Origin of the sequence: Streptomyces sp. P3, from assembly GCF_003032475.1 — a bacterium.
GTDB lineage: Bacteria > Actinomycetota > Actinomycetes > Streptomycetales > Streptomycetaceae > Streptomyces.
The window spans coordinates 5,209,081-5,227,421 of sequence record NZ_CP028369.1 but is presented as its reverse complement, the minus strand read 5'-3'; the positions used below and the strand labels follow the sequence as shown (position 1 = coordinate 5,227,421).

General features: G+C 71.3%; 12 protein-coding genes and 1 pseudogene. 6 read left to right on the top strand and 7 right to left on the bottom strand.

Annotation, left to right across the window (positions count from 1 at the left end; genetic code table 11):
* Positions 1-18: 18 nt before the first annotated feature.
* From C6376_RS23595 to C6376_RS23585, 3 genes are all read left to right on the top strand, one after another.
* Complete coding sequence (locus C6376_RS23595) at positions 19-1,659, top strand: glycoside hydrolase 43 family protein (protein ID WP_107445255.1); 1,641 nt, start codon at positions 19-21, stop codon at positions 1,657-1,659.
* Between the two features lie 86 nt (positions 1,660-1,745).
* Positions 1,746-3,818, top strand: coding sequence for a non-reducing end alpha-L-arabinofuranosidase family hydrolase (locus tag C6376_RS23590; RefSeq protein ID WP_107445254.1), 2,073 nt, complete (start codon positions 1,746-1,748; stop codon positions 3,816-3,818).
* Between the two features lie 167 nt (positions 3,819-3,985).
* On the top strand, positions 3,986-4,951 hold the full coding sequence (locus C6376_RS23585; protein WP_107445253.1) for a glycoside hydrolase family 6 protein: 966 nt from the start codon (positions 3,986-3,988) through the stop codon (positions 4,949-4,951).
* 141 nt (positions 4,952-5,092) lie between these two features.
* Here the strand turns inward: C6376_RS23585 and C6376_RS23580 are convergent, their stop codons facing one another.
* From C6376_RS23580 to C6376_RS23570, 3 genes are all read right to left on the bottom strand, one after another.
* On the bottom strand, positions 5,093-6,145 hold the full coding sequence (locus C6376_RS23580) for a LacI family DNA-binding transcriptional regulator (RefSeq protein ID WP_107445252.1): 1,053 nt from the start codon (positions 6,143-6,145) through the stop codon (positions 5,093-5,095).
* 546 nt (positions 6,146-6,691) lie between these two features.
* Positions 6,692-7,255 carry an MBL fold metallo-hydrolase gene (locus C6376_RS23575; RefSeq protein ID WP_107445251.1) on the bottom strand — a complete coding sequence of 188 codons (564 nt, stop codon included), beginning with the start codon at positions 7,253-7,255 and terminating at the stop codon, positions 6,692-6,694.
* Positions 7,256-7,304: 49 nt separating this feature from the next.
* Positions 7,305-7,919, bottom strand: a complete 615-nt coding sequence (locus tag C6376_RS23570) for a TetR/AcrR family transcriptional regulator (protein ID WP_107445250.1) — start codon at positions 7,917-7,919, stop codon at positions 7,305-7,307.
* 154 nt (positions 7,920-8,073) lie between these two features.
* Here C6376_RS23570 and C6376_RS23565 point away from each other — a divergent pair.
* Positions 8,074-8,903: pseudogene (locus tag C6376_RS23565) on the top strand (IS5 family transposase).
* Positions 8,904-9,194: 291 nt separating this feature from the next.
* Here C6376_RS23565 and C6376_RS23560 read toward each other — a convergent pair.
* Positions 9,195-10,511: a ferric reductase-like transmembrane domain-containing protein gene (locus C6376_RS23560; RefSeq protein WP_107445249.1), complete on the bottom strand. Its 1,317-nt coding sequence runs from the start codon at positions 10,509-10,511 to the stop codon at positions 9,195-9,197.
* Positions 10,512-10,934: 423 nt separating this feature from the next.
* On the bottom strand, positions 10,935-11,141 hold the full coding sequence (locus C6376_RS44740; protein WP_216825601.1) for a hypothetical protein: 207 nt from the start codon (positions 11,139-11,141) through the stop codon (positions 10,935-10,937).
* A 256-nt stretch (positions 11,142-11,397) separates the two neighbouring features.
* Here C6376_RS44740 and C6376_RS23550 point away from each other — a divergent pair, with 256 nt between their 5' ends.
* Positions 11,398-12,912: a glycoside hydrolase family 43 protein gene (locus C6376_RS23550; protein ID WP_107445248.1), complete on the top strand. Its 1,515-nt coding sequence runs from the start codon at positions 11,398-11,400 to the stop codon at positions 12,910-12,912.
* 238 nt (positions 12,913-13,150) lie between these two features.
* Here C6376_RS23550 and C6376_RS23545 read toward each other — a convergent pair whose 3' ends face one another.
* Together C6376_RS23545 and C6376_RS23540 are read right to left on the bottom strand one after the other, a co-directional pair.
* Entirely contained in the window at positions 13,151-14,830 is a 1,680-nt protein-coding gene (locus C6376_RS23545) for a hypothetical protein (protein ID WP_254076020.1), read from the bottom strand.
* 697 nt (positions 14,831-15,527) lie between these two features.
* Positions 15,528-16,778 (bottom strand): MFS transporter, encoded by a 1,251-nt coding sequence (locus C6376_RS23540; protein ID WP_107449133.1) that lies wholly within the window; start codon positions 16,776-16,778, stop codon positions 15,528-15,530.
* A 769-nt stretch (positions 16,779-17,547) separates the two neighbouring features.
* Here C6376_RS23540 and C6376_RS23535 point away from each other — a divergent pair.
* Positions 17,548-18,243, top strand: coding sequence for a type 1 glutamine amidotransferase domain-containing protein (locus C6376_RS23535; RefSeq protein ID WP_107445247.1), 696 nt, complete (start codon positions 17,548-17,550; stop codon positions 18,241-18,243).
* The last annotated feature ends 98 nt before the right edge of the window (positions 18,244-18,341 follow it).

Sequence of the window (18,341 nt, the reverse complement as noted above, 5' to 3'; positions counted from 1 at the left end):
AGAGGGAGTACGCCACCGATGGATATGTCATGGACTCGTCATTACTGGTCCCGTCGCCACGCGCTGACGGCCGCCACCGGACTGGCCGCCGGTACCCTGCTGCCTCTCGTGGGCTCCCCCGACACCGCCTCCGCCCGGCGGTCGGACCGCACGACCGCGGCGGCCTTCACGAACCCGGTGATCTGGCAGGACTTCGCGGACATCGACGTCATCCGCGTCGGTGACACCTTCTACGCCTCGGCCTCGACCATGCACTACTCGCCCGGCGCACCCGTGCTGCGGTCGTACAACCTGGTCGACTGGGAGATCGCCGGCCACTCGGTGCCCGTGCTCGACTTCGGCGCCAAGTACGACCTGAACGGCACCCGCGGCTACGTCAGAGGGATCTGGGCGTCGTCCCTGGCCTACCGGCCGAGCAACAGGACGTTCTACTGGCTCGGTCAGATCGACTTCGCACGCACGTACGTCTACACCGCGACGGCCGCCGAGGGGCCGTGGAACCAGCTGACGACGATCAGCACCCCGTACTACGACGCGGGGCTGCTCGTCGACACCGACGACACCCTGTACGTGGCCTACGGCAACAGCACCATCAACGTGGCCCAGCTGTCCGCCGACGGCCGCACCCAGGTCCGCACGCAGCAGGTGTTCACCACGCCGTCGAGCGTCGGCACCCTGGAGGGCTCCCGCTTCTACAAGATCAACGGGCAGTACTACATCTTCCTCACCCGCCCCGCGAACGGCCAGTACATCCTCAAGTCGTCGAGCGGCCCCTTCGGCCCGTACACGATGCGTCAGGTCCTTCTCGACCTGCGCGGGCCCATCGCCGGCGGCGGCGTCCCGCACCAGGGCGGGCTGGTGCAGACACAGAGCGGCGCCTGGTACTACCTGGCCTTCGTCGACGCGTACCCAGGCGGCCGTGTGCCCGCCCTGGCGCCGGTCACCTGGACCGCGGACGGCTGGCCGGTCGTCCAACTCGTCAACGGCGCGTGGGGCACCTCGTATCCCGGCCCGGCCGTGCCCCCGCCACCCCGCCGGGTCACCCCGATGACCGGGGTCGACACCTTCGACGGCACGGTCCTGAAACCGAGGTGGGAGTGGAACCACAACCCGGACAACTCCAAATGGTCGGTGAACGACGGTCTGACCCTGCGGACCGCGACCGTGACGAACGACCTCTACTGGGCCCGCAACACCCTCACGCACCGCATACAGGGCCCCACCTCGACCGCCACGGTCCTGCTCGACCACAGCGCGATGCGGGCCGGCGACCGGGCCGGACTCGCGCTGCTGCGTGACTCCTCCGCATGGATCGGCGTCCGGCGCGACGGCACGGGAACGCGGGTGTCCATGGTCAACGGGCTGACCATGGACGCCAACTGGAACACCACCGGCACCGGCACCGAGGTCGCGAGCGCGGCCGTGTCGGGCAGCCGCATCTGGCTGCGCGCGAGCGCGGACGTCCGTCCCGGAGCCGGACGCCCCGGCACCTTCTCCTACAGCTCCGACGGCACCACCTTCACCCGCCTCGGACCGGCCCTCTCCCTGGGCAACGACTGGCGGTTCTTCATGGGCTACCGATTCGCCCTGTTCAACCACGCCACGCAGGCGCTCGGCGGCTCGGTCCGCGTCACGCGGTTCGAGCTGACCACTCCCTGACCACACCCGGGCCAGGCCCTGACCAGTCCTTGACCAGGCCCGTCGACCGCACCACCCAACCCCCCCACCACCCCGCGAGGAGAACCATGAACCCGTTGAAACGGATCGGCCGTCGCCGAGCCTCGGTCCTGGCCCTGCTGGCCGCGACCGCCCTGGCGACACCGGGTACCGCGACCGGCGCAACCAGCGGTGCGAGCGGCAGCGCAGCCGGTGCGACCGTCAGCGCGACCGGTGCCACGACCGGCGCGCCCGACGCCGTCCGCGCCTCCACTCTGGGCGCCCAGGCAGCCCGGTCGGGACGGTATTTCGGAGCCGCGGTGGCCGCGGGCCGCCTCGGCGACGGTGCGTACACCCGCATCCTGGACCGCGAGTTCACCTCGGTCACACCCGAGAACGAGATGAAGTGGGACACGACCGAGCCGTCCCGCGGCTCGTTCAACTTCGGCCCCGGCGACCAGATCGTCAACCGTGCGACGTCCCACGGCCAGCGCATGCGCGGTCACACCCTGGTGTGGCACTCCCAACTGCCCGCCTGGGTCCGCTCCATCAGGGACGCGAACACCCTGCGCAGCGTGATGAACAACCACATCAACACGGTGGCGGGCCACTACAAGGGCCGCATCCACACCTGGGACGTGGTCAACGAGGCCTTCGCCGACGGGGGCAGCGGCCAGCTCCGCAGCTCGGTCTTCCGGGACGTGCTGGGCACCGGCTTCCTTGAACAGGCGTTCCGCACGGCCCGGACAGCCGACCCGGCGGCCAAGCTCTGCTACAACGACTACAGCATCGACGACTGGAACGCCGCCAAGACCCAGGGCGTCTACCGCATGGTGCGCGACTTCAAGGCACGCGGTGTGCCCATCGACTGCGTCGGCCTTCAGGCCCACTTCGGCGCCGGCGGTCCTCCCGGCAGTTTCCAGACGACGCTGTCGAGTTTCGCCGCTCTCGGCGTGGACGTACAGATCACCGAACTGGACATCGCGCAGGCGTCGCCGAGCGCCTACGCGAACACGGTCAGGGCCTGTCTGAACGTCTCGCGCTGCACCGGCATCACCGTCTGGGGCATCCGCGACAGCGACTCCTGGCGCAGCGGCGAGAACCCGCTGCTGTTCGACCGCAACGGCAACAAGAAGTCGGCGTACAACGCGGTGCTCACGGCGATGGGCGGCACACCCGCCGCCACGCGCGGCACCACCGGCGCCGCCGCCCTGCCGAACAGGTACTCATGGAGCTCCAGCAGCCCTCTGATCGCACCGAAACCGGACTCGACCCACCACATCGCGGGGATCAAGGACCCGACGGTCGTCTACCACAACGGCAAGTACCACGTGTTCGCCAGCACCGCGAGCGCCTCCGGCTACAACCTGGTCTACCTGAGCTTCTCCGACTGGTCGCAGGCCGGCTCCGCCACCCACCACTACCTGGACCGCACCGCCATCGGCACCGGCTACCGGGCCGCGCCGCAGGTGTTCTACAACGCGCCGCAACGCCTGTGGTACCTCGTCTACCAGACGGGCAACGCCTCGTACTCCACCAACCCGGACATCAGCAATCCCAACGGGTGGAGCGCACCCCGCAACTTCTACTCGTCGATGCCGGACATCATCCGGCAGAACATCGGCAACGGTTACTGGGTCGACATGTGGGTGATCTGCGACAGCGCCAACTGCTATCTCTTCTCCTCCGACGACAACGGGCACCTCTACCGGTCGCAGACGACCGTCGGCCAGTTCCCCAACGGCTTCACCAACACCGTCATCGCGCTGCGGGACTCCCGGAACGCGCTGTTCGAAGCGAGCAACGTGTACAAGGTCCAGGGCAGCAACCAGTACCTCCTTCTCGTCGAAGCCATCGGGTCCGACGGGCGGCGCTGGTTCCGGTCCTGGACCTCCACGAGTCTCGCCGGCTCCTGGACGCAGCTCGCCGCGTCCGAGGGCACTCCCTTCGCCCGGGCCAACAACGTGTCCTTCCCGGCCGGCGCGTGGACCCGTGACATAAGCCACGGCGAGATGATCCGGGCGGGGAACGACCAGACGCTCACCATCCCCGCCTGCCGGCTCCAGTACCTCTACCAGGGCCTGAACCCCAACGCGAGCGGTGACTACAACCTCCTCCCGTGGCGGCTCGGCCTCCTGACCCAGACCAACTCGACCTGCTGACCGGCCGGGACGTGGGGGGTGCTTCCGACGGAGGCACCCCCCACGGCTCGCCCTCCCGGCCGGCCGCCGGAGTCCGGCTCGCCGCCGCACTCCGGCTCACGGCCGCCGCACCCCCGGCTCGCCGACCGCCCACCGACCGCACCCCGACAGAAACCCGAGGTACCGTCATGCGCCGCAGACTGCTCGCCCTCGCGGCAGCGCTCTCCTCGCTGCCGCTGGCTCTCGCCACCGCGCCGTCCGCCCATGCGGCGGACCCGACGACCATGACCAGCGGCTTCTACGCGGATCCCGACTCCAGCGCCAGGCGGTGGGTCGCCGCCAACCCCGGCGACGGGCGGGCGCCCGCGGTCAACGCCTCCATCGCCGGCATTCCGACGGCCCGCTGGTTCGGCTCCTGGAGCGGCAGCATCGGCACCGCCGCCGGCACGTACGTCGGCGCCGCGGACGCCCGGGACAAGCTGCCCGTCCTCGTCGCCTACAACATCTACAACCGCGACTACTGCGGCGGGCACTCCGCGGGCGGCGCCTCCTCGCCGTCCGCCTACCGGACCTGGATCTCCCAGTTCGCCGGCGGGGTCGCGGGCCGCCCGGCCGTGGTCGTCCTCGAACCGGACTCCCTCGGCGACTACGGCTGCATGAACCAATCCCAGATCGACGAACGCAGGGCCATGCTCAGCGGCGCGCTCGCCGAGTTCAACCGCCAGGCCCCCAACACCTGGGTCTATCTCGACTCCGGCAACCCCGGCTGGGCCGACGCGGCGACCATGGCCCGGCGTCTGCACGAAGCCGGCCTCCGCCAGGCCCACGGCTTCTCGCTCAACATCTCCAACTACCTGACCACGGCGGAGAACACCGCGTACGGCAACGCCGTCAACAGGGAACTCAACGCCCGGTACGGCTACACCAAGCCGTTCGTGGTGGACACCAGCCGCAACGGCAACGGCTCCAACGGCCAGTGGTGCAACCCGTCGGGACGCCGCATCGGCACCCCCACCCGGCTGGGGGGAGGCGCCGAGATGCTCCTGTGGATCAAGGCCCCGGGTGAGTCCGACGGCAACTGCGGCGTCGGCGGCGGCTCCTCGGCCGGACAGTTCCTCCCCGAGGTTGCCTACAAGATGATCTACGGCTACTGACGGTCGTGCCGCTGGAGGTCAGCGCGCACGGCGGGCAGTGGACGGACCTGAACGGCTGGTCCACGACGGGCGGCGAAAGCCTGCGCTCCTGATGACCGTCGCCCGCGGCCGGAGATGACGGCTTGTCCGGCCCCACCCCGGTCACGGAGCGCCGCTCCCCCGTCCCGCCGCGCGCCGTGTGGACCGGCGAGGCACCAGCACCGGTTGCACGAGCCGGCGCCGGTTCACCGCGCTGCGGGAGTTGATGACGGAGATCAGCAGGTCGACCGCTTCGGTGCCCACACGGTCCGGACGGAGACCGAGGGTGGTGACGGGCGGTGCGGTGCTCGCGTACTCCGGATCCTCGCTGACGCACGCCACCAGCAGATCCCCTGGCACCCGAAGGCCGTGGTGGCGAGCGGCGGCAAGGATGTTGTGACCGGAGTCGGAGTACACGCCGATGACGGCGTCCGGTCGCGGATCGCGGTCGAGCAGCCGGCCGACCGCGCCCTGCTCCGCCGTGAAGTAGTCGGGCAGCACGGCGTACTCCTCCACGAGGGCGGGCAGACGGTGTTCGTCGCACCAGCCCCGGTAGGCGTGCGTGACCAGTTGCGGGTACGCGTCGTCGTGAAGGGGCAGGGAGAGTCCGATCCGCCGGGCCCCGGACTCCGCCAGGTGGTCGAGCAGGAGGCGCAGGCCCGACTCGTGGTCGGAGTCCACCCACGCGTCGCCCGGATGCGGCCGCGGCGGCCGGCCTTCGCTGATCATCGGTATGCCGCGCTCCCGCAGGAGGGCGCGCACCGGGTCGTCGGCGCGCGGTGCGACGTGGATGACGCCGTCCATCGGCGTGTTGAGCCACATCCACGGCGACATCGAGTTCGGCATCGTCAGGAGCAGATAGCCGCGCTCGTGCGCCGCCGCCATGGCACTCAGCGTCAGGGTGGCGTAGTACGGGATCTCGGTGTACGAAACGGGCAGGTCACCGTACGTGGTCATGGTCAGGCCGAGCACACCGGTGCGGCCGCGGGCCAGGGCACGGGCCGTGCTGGCCGGGGCGTAACCGAGTTCGCGTGCCGTGGCCAGTACGCGCTGCCTGGTCGCCTCGGAGAGCCGTCCGGTGCCGTTGAGCGCGTTCGACACCGTGGCGGTGGACACGCCGGCCCGGGCGGCCACGGCGTCCAGTGTCGGACGCCGCCAGACGCGTGAGCTCTCCATGGGCACCCCAACCGCTGTGTGACCGCTCGTGGTGAAGAACTCGTCACTCGACCCGTCGGGCGACGGCGGCCGCACGGTCGCCGGGCTGAGGAACGATCAGATGCCGGATGTCTTCGACGGCATCCTAGGGCGTGTTTCGAAAGTAGCGTCGTCTGCCCGAAGGGCAGGCCGGGCGGCGTCCGGTGCGTGCGATCGCAAGGCGGAAGGTCATCCCGATACTGGTTGTATCGGGATGATCCCGACAACGCGGCGAGCGTGCGTGCCAGGCGTCGCCCGGCAGACGGGACTTTCGAAACACGCCCTAGGTCTACCGTCCCGCGGGGTCGCTCACCCGGCCGACGCGGGAGCGCGGACGACCGGTCATCCGATCGGTGACGTGTCGAACGTCTCCGGGCCGTCGCCCGGGCCGGACGGTCGAGCGGTGGGACCGTCGGGCCCGGAGACGAAATGCTGCCGAGGCCGAGCCCGGTACCGAGCCCGGTACCCAGGCCGCTGCGAGTCCCGCCGGGACGGCCCACGGCTTGGGCGACGCAGGGACGTGACGGATCAGACGGGCGTCGAGGCCGACGGCGCGAAGGGCGCCCCGTGTCCCGGCACGATCAGCGCCGGGCCGAGGGCCAGGATCTTCGACCGGGCCGCGCGCAACTGCTCGCGATCCGGCGCGAAGGGGTCGTCGGCGGGTCCCTCGGCGGTCCACCACAGATGCGTCAGGACCACCAGGCCCTCGGTGGCGGTGACCAGGGTGCTGACGTCCTCGGCGGTGTGGCCGGGGGTCGTCATGAGCGTGATCGACGGCGACAGCCGGTATCCGTCCGCGTCGCGGTCCTCCCAGACGTCGTCCCGGTAGATGGCCATGTGATCGTGGAAGCGGGCCTCGGGGAACAGGGCCGCGTTCAGCGTGTGGTCCGGGTGGTGATGGCTGAAGACCACGTCGGTGACGTCTTCGGGGCGCAGCCCGTGCGGCGCGAGCGGGTCCAGGATGAGACGACGGTCCGCGACCATGCCGGGATCGACGATCGCGACGGTGTCGCCGTCGACGAGCAGGGTGACGGTGCCGGCCACCCGCTCGTCGGCGTAGCCGGTGGTCAGGATGTGGAAGGCGGCGGTCATCGGGGGCTCCTCGGGTGACGGGTACGGCGGGGGGCGGCGGACGGCGGGGTCACCGGGGGAGCAACGCCCCGAAGCCGGTGAGCAGGGCACGCAGACCGGTGTCGAAGGCGAGCTCGGCCCGGCGGTGGTCGGTGGGGGTCTCGTCGAGTGCGGCGCTGAGGTGGGGGGCCGTCTCACGGGTCACGTCGGAGACCATCACTGTCGGCGCGACGAGGTCGAGGGCGGAGCCGAGGATGAAGTTCTCCAGCGCGTTGATCAGGGGCATGACCTGACCGGCGCCGAAGCCCGCGGCCAGCAGGAGTTCGGCGACCCGCTCGTACATCGCGTGCATGAAGGGTTCGGCCAGCGGGGCCGTCGCGAGCAGGGGCACCGCCCCGGGGTGGGTGGCGAAGGCCGCGCGATAGGAGCGGGCCCAGGCCTCCAGCGACTGTTCCCAAGGCTGTGACGGGTCCCAGTCGTCTGGCCCGGACTCCAGGGCCAGTTCTTCCCTCATGAGCGCGATGATCTCTTCGCGACCGGACACATGGTGGTAGAGCGCGGAGGGAGCGACCCCGAGCTCGCGGGCAAGGGCGGGAATGCTGAGGGCGCCCTGCTCGTCGACGATTCTCAGTGCTCCCGCACCGATGCGCCGACGGTCCAGCAAAGGGGTGCGCGGCCTCGCCACGTGGGCTCCTCTTCCTCGGTCTCCCGGGCGGGCTGCGGCGTCACCGCCCGCGTGTCGTCATCCGAACTTTACCGAATGACTTTCAGTAAGAACTCTTCCCAGCCGCCTAGGTCGTGTCTTCAATTGATCTTGAGTGGTGGATCATGGTCGGGTGATACGTCGCCATGAACTGTCCGATGAGGAGTGGGAGTTCCTCCGTCCGCTGCTGCCCGAGTCCTTGCGTGGGCGGAAGCGGTTGGACGACCGCACCGTGCTCAACGGGATCGTGTGGAAGTTCCGGACCGGCACCGCCTGGCGGGACGTGCCCGAGCGGTACGGCCCCTGGCACACACTGCACACCCGCTTTCGACGGTGGGCCCTGGACGGCACCTTCGAGCGGATGCTCCAGGCCGCCCAGGCCCGGGCGGACGCGGCGGGAGAGATCGACTGGCTGGTGTCGGTCGACTCCACCGTCGTACGCGCCCACCAGCATGCCGCCGGGGCCCGAAAAGGGGGCGCCGCAGCCCCGCGCTCGGACGCTCCCGGGGCGGCCTGACCAGCAAAATACACCTGGCCTGCGATGCCTTCGGGCGTCCGCTCGCCTTCGTGCTCACGGGCGGCAACACCAACGACTGCACCCAGTTCACCACCGTGATGGAGGCAATCCGGGTGCCCCGCCTCGGTCCGGGACGGCCGCGGGTGCGGCCCGCTCATGTGCTGGGCGACAAGGGCTACAGCTCCCGCGCGATACGCACCTGGCTGCGACGCCGCGGCATCGCTCACACCATCCCCGAGCGGGCCGACCAGATCCGCAACCGGCTGCGGCGCGGCAGCCGAGGCGGGCGCCCGCCGGCCTTCGACAAACAGCTCTACAAGCGGCGCAACGTCGTGGAACGGTGCTTCAACCGCCTCAAGCAGTGGCGCGGCATCGCGACCCGCTACGACAAGACCGCCGAGTCCTACCAGGCAGCCGTCACCCTCGCCTCGCTCCTGATGTGGGCGTGACATTTGAAGACAGCTCCTAGGCCCGCGGGGCACGGCTCCGCGGTGTGTTGACGGTGATGCGCGACCTGATCGACACCGCCGGCCCGACCGGGAACCGCCTCGCCGCACTGCGGCTGCCCGAGGACGTGACGGACGGCGTCGGTGGCGTCGTCCCCGGCCACGGGTCGGGCGGCCGAGGGGACGACCGAGCCGCATGCGGGCGCTCGCGCTCCGCATGCGGCTCGGTGATCGTGAACCGGTGGTGCTCCGGCACGCTGTGGACCGGCGGCCGGGCACCACCTCGGGCGGGAGTCAGGCCAGGCCGAACCGCTCGGCGTGCACGTGCCGCCGGGGAACCCCCAGGTCGCGCAGGGAGCTGAGCACGGCCGCGGTCATCGCGGGCGGGCCGCAGACGTACACGTCGCGTTCGCCGATGTCGGGAACCATGGCCCGCAGACTCCCCGGCTCGAACGGCGTGCTGCCCTCCCCCGTGCGGCCGGTGAGCAGGTGCAGCCGCCCACCGCGGTCCGCGACCAGGGTGCGCACCTCGTCGACGAGTACGGCGTCGTCCTCGCTGCGTACCCGGTAGAGCACGACGACGTCGCCCGGTGGCTCCTCCTCGAGCAGGGCTCGAACCGGCGTGATCCCCACCCCTCCGGCGATCAGCAGCGCGCCGGGGCGTCCGCGGTGCAACGACGTGAACGCGCCGTACGGCCCTTCGACGAACGCGCGGGTGCCGACCGGGAGATGCCGCAGTCCGGCGCTGGCCGTTCCGGCCGCCTTGGCCGTCAGGCGCAAGGTGCGGCCGTCGGGCGCCGCCGACAGCGAGAACGGGTTCGCCAGCCACCAGTGGTGGTGGTCGGGGAATCGCCAGATGCAGAACTGCCCGGCCCGGGCCGGCAGTTTGTCGAGGTGCCGGCCGGTGACGTGCACGGACACCACGTCGTCCGACTCCACCACCACCTCCGCAACCCGGAACCGGTGGTACGAGTTGCGCCACAGCGGCATGACGATCCGGCCCGCGAACAGGGCGCCGAACGCGAACAGCCACAGCGCCCACCAGTAGATCTTCGCGGGCAGGGACGAGCTGAAGGTCGTGGTCTCCTGCAGCTCATGGACGAACGCCAGCCCCAACGCCAGGTACAGCAGCAGGTGCAGGCCGTGCCAGGTCTCGTACCTCAGCCGCCGCCTCACATACCGGGCGGACACCGCAGCGACCACGACGAGGATCGCCGCGGCGCACATCCCGAGCAGGGAGGCCGGCACTCCGGCCAGCGAGAAGAACGTCTTCGTCATCGACGTGTCACTGAGCCTCGCATAGCCCAGTACCACCAGCACGGCGTGGGTGAGGACGGTCCACAGCAGGGTGAAGCCGACCCACCGGTGCCACACCGTCAGCCGGTCCATGCCGATACGGCGGTCGAGCCACGGCAGCCGTGCCACCAGCAGCAGTTGGAAGAGCATCAGCACCGCGGCGTGCAGCCCGAAGAACTTGGCGACGGTCAGCACCCCGTTCTTGCCGGTCCCGGAGGTGAGGAACAAGGCCTCGACGATCACCGAGTTGATGATGACAAACGTCCACAGCGCCCACCGCGCCGCAACGACCGGAGGTATGGTGCCTTGCCGCACCCGTGAAATCGTCGCCTCCACCGCTTCCCCTCTTGTTCACGCTCGTTCATGTGACTACCGGTGCCGATCGCGGCACCGCGACGGCCGATGCTCCACAGGCCGGGTTCCGGCGTTCCCACCGCGGGCCGGCCGCACCGGGTGAGGACGCATGTCCTCCCGGGAGCCGGGCGCGATCAGCGACGCCGGTCGTCCGATCACTCCTCGTCCGGTGACCTCCCGGCCGCCGACGCTGGGTACGCTGGGTGATTAAGCCCTTAACCACAAGCCGTCGCCGGGTTGTCGGGACGACATCCGTGACCTGCACGTGTCACCTCGTGGCCGCGGCGGGCACCCTCGCACCACAGGAGGTCCCGGCGCTCGGGGTCCTCCGCTCACCAGGCCGGTTGGAGGGTGGTGCCCTCGGGCCTGCGGGCAGCCGTTTCGTCAGAAATGGCGCTGCCCCTCCCACCCTGGGGCGCGGGACTGCGTCGGCGACAAGGACATCCGGCGACGAGGGGGGTCCACGTCGGTGATCTTCACCGTGAGGGCGGCGACGGCCCGCAGGCAGGCGGCCTCGACCGGTTCGTGGTCGCTGGTGGCCGGCTCGGTGCGGGCGTAGTGGCCGGTGCCGATCGCGGTCGGCGGGGTCACATTCGGTGACCCGGTCGACGTAGGGCAGCACGTCACTGCCCGCCGGAGGCCGACGGCGCGCGCCATAGTCGAAGCGCTTCGACGACATAGCCCCACCTTTGCGATCCGTCAATCGGCCAGCGGAAAGGAGCCGCTCAGGATTTGACGCCCTTGATGTCCACGAAACCCGTCCGTTAACTTACGGAGCATGTGAAGCGCTTCGACAACCGTTCCCCCACCGGATCACCCCTCACGAACCGACGAGAGGACCCTTCAGGTGCCCCCTTGGCTCCAGCCGGACGGACCCGTCGCCAACCCCGTGATCCCCGGCTTCCACCCCGACCCCAGCGTCTGCCGCGTCGGCGACGACTACTACCTGGCCTGCTCCAGCTTCGAGTACTTCCCCGGGGTGCCCCTCTTCCACAGCCGCGACCTGGTGCACTGGACGCAGATCGGCAACGTCCTGGACCGGCCGGACCAACTGCGTCTGCCCGCCTCCATGCCGTCGTCCGGCGGGATCTACGCCCCCACGCTGCGCCACCACGACGGCCGCTTCTGGCTGATCGTCACCAACTGCAGCGAGGGCGGCGGCAATCTGATCGTCACGGCCACCGACCCCGCCGGCCCGTGGTCGGACCCCATCCGGGCGCCGGGTGTCCCGGGCATCGATCCCGACCTGGTCTGGGACGAGGACGGCACCTGCTGGTGCACGGTCGCGGGGGTCTCGCAGATCCGCATCGACCCGTCGACCGGGCAGACGTACGGGACACCGCACAGGCTCTGGTCCGGCGCTCCCGGAGCCAAGGCCCCGGAAGCGCCGCACCTGTACCGGATCGGCGACTACTGGTACCTGCTCATCGCCGAGGGTGGCACGGAACGCTGCCACGGTGTCTCGATCGCCCGCGGCCGTACGCCCGCCGGCCCGTTCGAGCCGTGCCCGGCCAACCCGATCCTCACCCACCGGGGCACCGACCGTCCCGTCCAGAACACCGGGCACGCCGACCTGGTCCAGGGTCCCGACGGGTCCTGGTGGATGGTGCTGCTCGGCGTCCGGCCCGGCGGCGGCACGCCCGGCTGGCACGTGCTCGGCAGGGAGACCTTCCTGGCCCCCGTGACCTGGGTGGACGGCTGGCCGGTCGTCGGCGAGGTCACGCCGACCCTGCCCGAGTTGCCGTGGCCGCTCTCCCCCGGCCCCGTCGAGGAGCACCGGGACGACTTCGAACTCACCGAACTGCGACCGTCGTGGATCTCCCTGCGCGACCGGCCCGCCGAACACTGCACCACCAAGGAGCGCCCCGGCTGGCTGACGCTCCGCGCGCGGGGCGGCTCCCTCGACGAGCCCGACGCGGTGTTCGTGGGCCGGCGCCAGCAGCATCCGTACTGCAGGGCGCGCACGCTCGTCGACGCCGCGGAGGGAAGCGGTGGCCTCGCCGTCCGGCTCGACGAACGGCACCACTACACGATCGAGGCGTCCGGCACGCGGGTGCGGGTGGTCGCGCGCGTCGGATCCCTGCGCACGGTCGTGGCCGAGGAATCCGTGCCGGCCGGGCTGCTGGTCCTCGCCGTCACGATCACCGAACCGCCGCCTCCGCACGGACCGTGCACGGGACCCGACGTCGTCTCCCTCGGCGTCGAGCAGCCCGACGGCACGGTCACCGAGCTCGCGGCACTCGACGGCCGCTATCTGTCGACCGAGGTCGCCGGCGGCTTCACCGGCCGGGTCATCGGCATGTACGCCGCGACAGGAGCCGTCCACTTCGACTGGTTCGACCACGAGCCCGTCGACGGCTGACCCGGGCGCCGGGCCCGTCACCCCGATGGCCGCCCGCCTCGACCGGCCGAGCGGGCGGGACCCGGCGGCGGTCACCGGCCATGCGCCGGTGCACCGGCCATCGCCGGGTGTCGGGCAGCGCGGCAAGGCTCCCGGCGCGCGGTGACCGGACCTCCACTGCGGAGATCCGTCGGTGGGCGGGCGGACTCGGCCGGTCCGTCTTCGCCGGATCACCACCCGGCGAAGACGGCGGCGCCCCTCAGCCGGCAGGCAGGCAGCCGCCTTCGTCGGTGGACTCTCCGGCGTACTCCGACGTCAGCCGGTACACCCCCGCCCGGGGCACGGTCAGCCGGGTCCACGGGCCGTCCGCGCTGACGCACGCTCCCTCGGCCCGCAACCACGGCGAGTACGCGATCCGGATGGTGCTCGTCCCGGCGCCGGGCATGCTCAGCGTCAGATCGGCCTCTCCCGCACGCAGCAGCTCGGCCGGGGCGGAGACCAGCGGCAGAGTGTCGCGGACCCGGTAGATCTTCCAGTAGCGGTCCTGCCAGACGGGCTCCAGCCAGCGCTGGCCCTCCTTGATCAGAGCCGTCTCGCGCTCCGCGGACCGATCGGGCGTGCCGTCGTGGAGGACGACGAAACCGACCGCCCAGTGGCGCAGCCAGGCGTAGTACGTCGGCCCGTCGAGGTCGCCCTCGTAGAACAGGCGTCCGCGTTCGACGTCCAGCTGCTGGTTCCAGCCCCGCATCAGCTCGAAGTGGGGGCCGAGGAGGGTGGCCCCGCGATGGTCGTCGTCCGTCGGCAGCTCGACCCGGCCGCGGTCCGCGCCCAGCCGGTCGAGCGCGGCGATCACGCCGTCGGTGTGCGTGACCCAGCCCGGAACGGGGTCCGGTCGCCGCAGATGCGTCAGCGACGTCACACAGAGGTAGGAGACGGACAGAGCGGTCACCAGAGCCATCGCCCGCATACGGGTTCGCCGCCCGTCGTGACGGTCGGCCCCGGCGCGGCGCTGCAGCGCGGCCGCGAGCAACACCGCGGGCGCGAAGAGCAGGGCGAGCCGCTCCACGTTGTTGCCGACCGGTGAGGGGACCATCCAGGTCAGGACGACCCCGACGGCGTACACGGCGCTGCCGGCCCGCACCACCCGCCACTCCCGCGGCGACGCCCACACCACGGCGGCGGACAGCAGCACGGGCAGAATCATGCGGCCGGCGGCCATGGGCTGTTCGCCCTGGAACGGGAACAGCAGAGTGGTCACGCCGACGACGGCGACGGGCGGGAGCGTCAGGGCGAGGCACTTGGCGTACTGCCGGTCGGCCAGGTACCCGGCGCCCGCCACCAGCAGGAAGAGCCCGGCGACCGGGCTGCCCATGGTCGCGAACAGCGCCCCGAGGACGGCGGCGGCAAGCCGGGCGGGCCGGGGCGCGCGGTCGGCGACGGCGAGCAGGCCCGCGAGAGCGAAGGCCAGGCCGAGGGCGAACGTGGTGCGGCCGAGCACGACGTTGTACCAGAGGCCCAGGGCTCCGACCAGCGCGGGCCACATCGACACGCGCGGAAGGGTGCGCTCCAGCAGGGTGGCCAGCACCCAGGTGGCGCTGATCCCGGACAGCACCGAGACGGCGCGGACGCCGCACAGGGCCATCAAGTGCGGTGATATGACGCTGTAGTTGACGGTGTGGACGCCGCCGAACCAGAAGAGTCCGTACGGCGTGGCCGGGTGCCTGCCCACGAACCCCGCCCACGCGTACTGCGCGGCGAGGTCACCGCCGTCCGTCGCGAGGACGGCGTCCCACCCCCAGTACAGGGGGAGGAAGGCGGCGATGACGAGGAGCGGGACACGGTACTTCGCCGATCTGGGCGACCGGTGTTCCCGGCGCAGTACCGGCAGCGACGGTCGCAGTGAGGCGGGGGCCGAGAGGGTGGTGGTCCGTTGGGGCATGGTGGCTTTCCCGAGGCGGTACGGACGCGGTACAGGCCCGCCGGGGAGTTCGTGGCCCCGAGGGCTCCTGGAACTCGCGGACCTGCGCGGGCGTCACGGCCGGGCATCTCCCGTCCGTCGCGCCCACGCGCCTGTCGCGCACGACGTCGGCACCGGGAGCGGCGCCACCCGAACCTGACCCGGCGGCCGGTTGTTCGGCCCACGGTGGTCGCGCAGCACGCCCCTGTCGGCGAGTCTCCCGTCCGCTGCGGCAGCGTGAGCGTTGGACCACGCCGCGCGGAGTGCGCAACTCGCTGACAGCGCCAGCAGCACCAGGAGGCCGACTTCATGCACTGAACTGCTCCGGAATCGGTGGAGGACCCGGACTCGGGCCTCCTGCCCGAGCAGGCCACGGACGACAGCCGGCTCGCGCCTCCGACCACGATGTTGTGGGCCACATCCCGGGCCGGCAACCCCCACCGGCTTGAGGAGAGGCTATTTCCACAGGTCAACCACATGCAAGGCGCGTGCCGCGCGAAGGGAGAACCTGCTGGTCCCGCCCTGTGTCGTACGCACGAAGGAGTCTCGCCACCTGTGCGACCGTGCGCGAACCGGTGGTCCCCCGGTCCGGGTCGACCCGTCGGGGGTTCCTGATCGGTGGCGCGAAGGACATCGTGGACCCTCGTACGGGAGGCGAGGGTCCGCGCGTCTTCGCGGTTCACGCTTCCTTCCCCGGTCCGGGACGCACAGCCGCAAGCACCCGTCCCAGGCGGGCGAGCGGGGACACCGCCATCAGCACCGGGGAGAGCATCATGCCCGCGGCCGTCGCCAGCAGCCCGGTGCGCAGTCCCCACTCCTGCGCCAGATGTCCGCCGAGCAGGGAGCCGAGGGGGGCCGACCCCATGCCGACGAACATGATCGTCGCGGCCGCACGGCCCTGCATCCCGTCCGGAGTGACGGCCTGCCGGATCGCCATGACCGTGACGTTCACCAGCTGGCCGCCCGTACCGAACACGACGTTGACGGCGAGCAGCGCGGGAACGGTCACCGCGGAGGAGGCGTGCAGCGTGGGCACGCACAGGAACACCCCGTCGGCCGCCACCGCCGCCGACACGAGGACCACACCGTGACCGAACCGACGCGGCAGGCGAGCGGCCAGCAGCGAGCCGAGGAGCGCGCCCGGCCCCGTCGCCGCGAGCGTCAGCCCCACGACGGTGCCCGACAGGTGCAGTTCGCGCGGCAGGAAGAGCAGATAGACGGTCGTCACGGCCGCCAAGGAGAACTGGAAGGCGGCCGAAGCGAGGCACACGGTCCGCAGACGGGCGTCACCGGCGACGAAGCGGAGGCCCTCATGGACACGGTGCCAGACCCGAGGGGGACGCCCCGGGCTCTGAGGGAGCGATTCGGTCCGACAGATGCGTCCGACCGACAGGACCGAGCACACGAAGAACAGCGCGCCGGAGGCGGCGGCGACCGGCGCCGACAGCAGTGACACGAGCGCGCCGCCGAGGGCGGGTCCACCGATCTGCCCGGCGGACCGGCTGCCCTCGAGCGCGCTGTTGCCCCGCACCAACTGGTCGCGTTCCAGGAGCCGTACGAGAGACGCCTGGTAGGCCACGTCGAAGAACACGGACAGGGCTCCGACGGTGAAGGCGGCCATGTACAGCGTCGGCAGGCCGAGCAGGCCGAGAAGCCCCGACAGGGCGGCTGCGGCCAGTGCCAGGGCCCGGCCGGCGTCCGTCAGCACCATCACCGTGCGGGCCCGCCGTCCGTCGACCCATGCGCCGGCGAAGAGCGACAGCAACAGGACCGGCGTCTGCCCCACCGCGCGCAGGACGCCCAACTGGCCGGCGCCGACGCCGAGCGTCAGCACGGCGAAAAGCGGCAGGACCACCAGGCTTGTGTGCTCGCCGAGTTGGGACGCCGTCTGGCCCATCCAGAGTCTGCGGAAGTCACGGTCCCGCCACAGACCCGGCGAAACCCGTCGACCGGGGCCGGACGCGGCGGAGTGGGCCGAGGAGGCGGACGATGCGGAGGAAGCAGACGGCACGAGGATCCCAGTGGACTGTCGGCAACGGGGCCCGTCACCCGGTGCACACCGGGCGGACCGACGTTTCGGGCGGGAGAAAGGCTCGCTGTGCCGCACCTGCGGGGCAGCACGCGATGACGGGCCGGTCACGGCCTATGACGTCAACGCGCGCTCGGACGACCGATCATGCCCTGACTCCTCGCTCCTCGTTCGCGGCCAGTCGCCGCAGCCGGACCCTAGCCCGAGCCGCCCGCGCGCGAAAGGCGATTTCACGGCCGCCGGCGGTTCCTCGGTGCGGGACCTGAGTACCGGCATCAATGTGGGCTCCGATCCCTGGTGGCCGGCCTCCTCGCCGTCCACTGACGCGGGGCCGCCACCTGCGCCGTCCTCCCCGCTGCCGTGGCGGATGCGTCGGAGCGGGCCGTCGGCCCGGCACGCGCCGGCATCGTCGGGTCACCACCCGTCGCGCACACGGACACGCCTTCCGCCGCGGTGTCGCGTTCCCGTAGTACTGCGGTCCCGTAGTACCGCGGTACTGGTCGCCGGCCGCCGATGTGCTTCCCCGGTACCGCGTGTGATGGGCGATCACCTCCTATCGTGGTACGGGCCCGAAGGGAACAGCGCTCCGACCTGGTGTCGCCGGTGAGGCCGCGCACGGGGCCGCAGATCTCCGCACGGCGGCCCCGACCCTCAGAACAGAAGGACACGGATGTCCCCCACGAAGCGCATTCTCATCATCGTCACCAGCACCGGCGAGTACGAGAAGGTCGGCTACCGCACCGGTCTCTGGCTGGGCGAGCTGACCCACTTCTACGACGTCGCCGAACAGGCGGGCTTCGAGCTCACCGTCGCGAGCATCGAGGGCGGTGCCGTGCCGCTCGACCCGGAGAGCCTCGCCCACAACGTCCTCGGCGACCTGGGCACCGACAAGCGGTACGCCGACCGCGCGTTCATGGACACGCTGCGGAACGTCGTCGCCGTGAGCGAGGTCGACGTCGACGACTACGACGCCGTCTACCTGACCGGCGGTCACGGCGTGATGTTCGACTTCCACCAGAGCCGGGCCCTGGAGACGCTCATCGCCCGCTTCCACGAGAGCGGCCGGATCGTGTCGGCGGTCTGCCACGGCCCGTGCGGTCTGCTCGACGTCACCCTGAGCGACGGCGAACCCCTGGTGAAGGGCAGGAACGTCACCGGCTTCTCCTGGCGGGAGGAGGAACTCGCCCAGCGCGCCGACGCCGTCCCCTACAGCCTCGAGGACCGGCTGAAGGAACTCGGCGCGCGGTACAGCGTCGCGGCGAAGCCCTTCGACACCCACGTCGTCGAGGACGACCGCCTGATCACCGGGCAGAACCCGGGCAGCGCCAGGGCGGTCGCCGAGGCGGTGGTCCGCCGCCTCGGCTGAGCGACGCCCGGACACGGCGGGGGCCGCCCGGCAGTGTGCCGGCCGGCTTCCCGCCCCGTCCGAGGGGGCCGTCGTCGACAGCGTCGGGCCGACGGCGA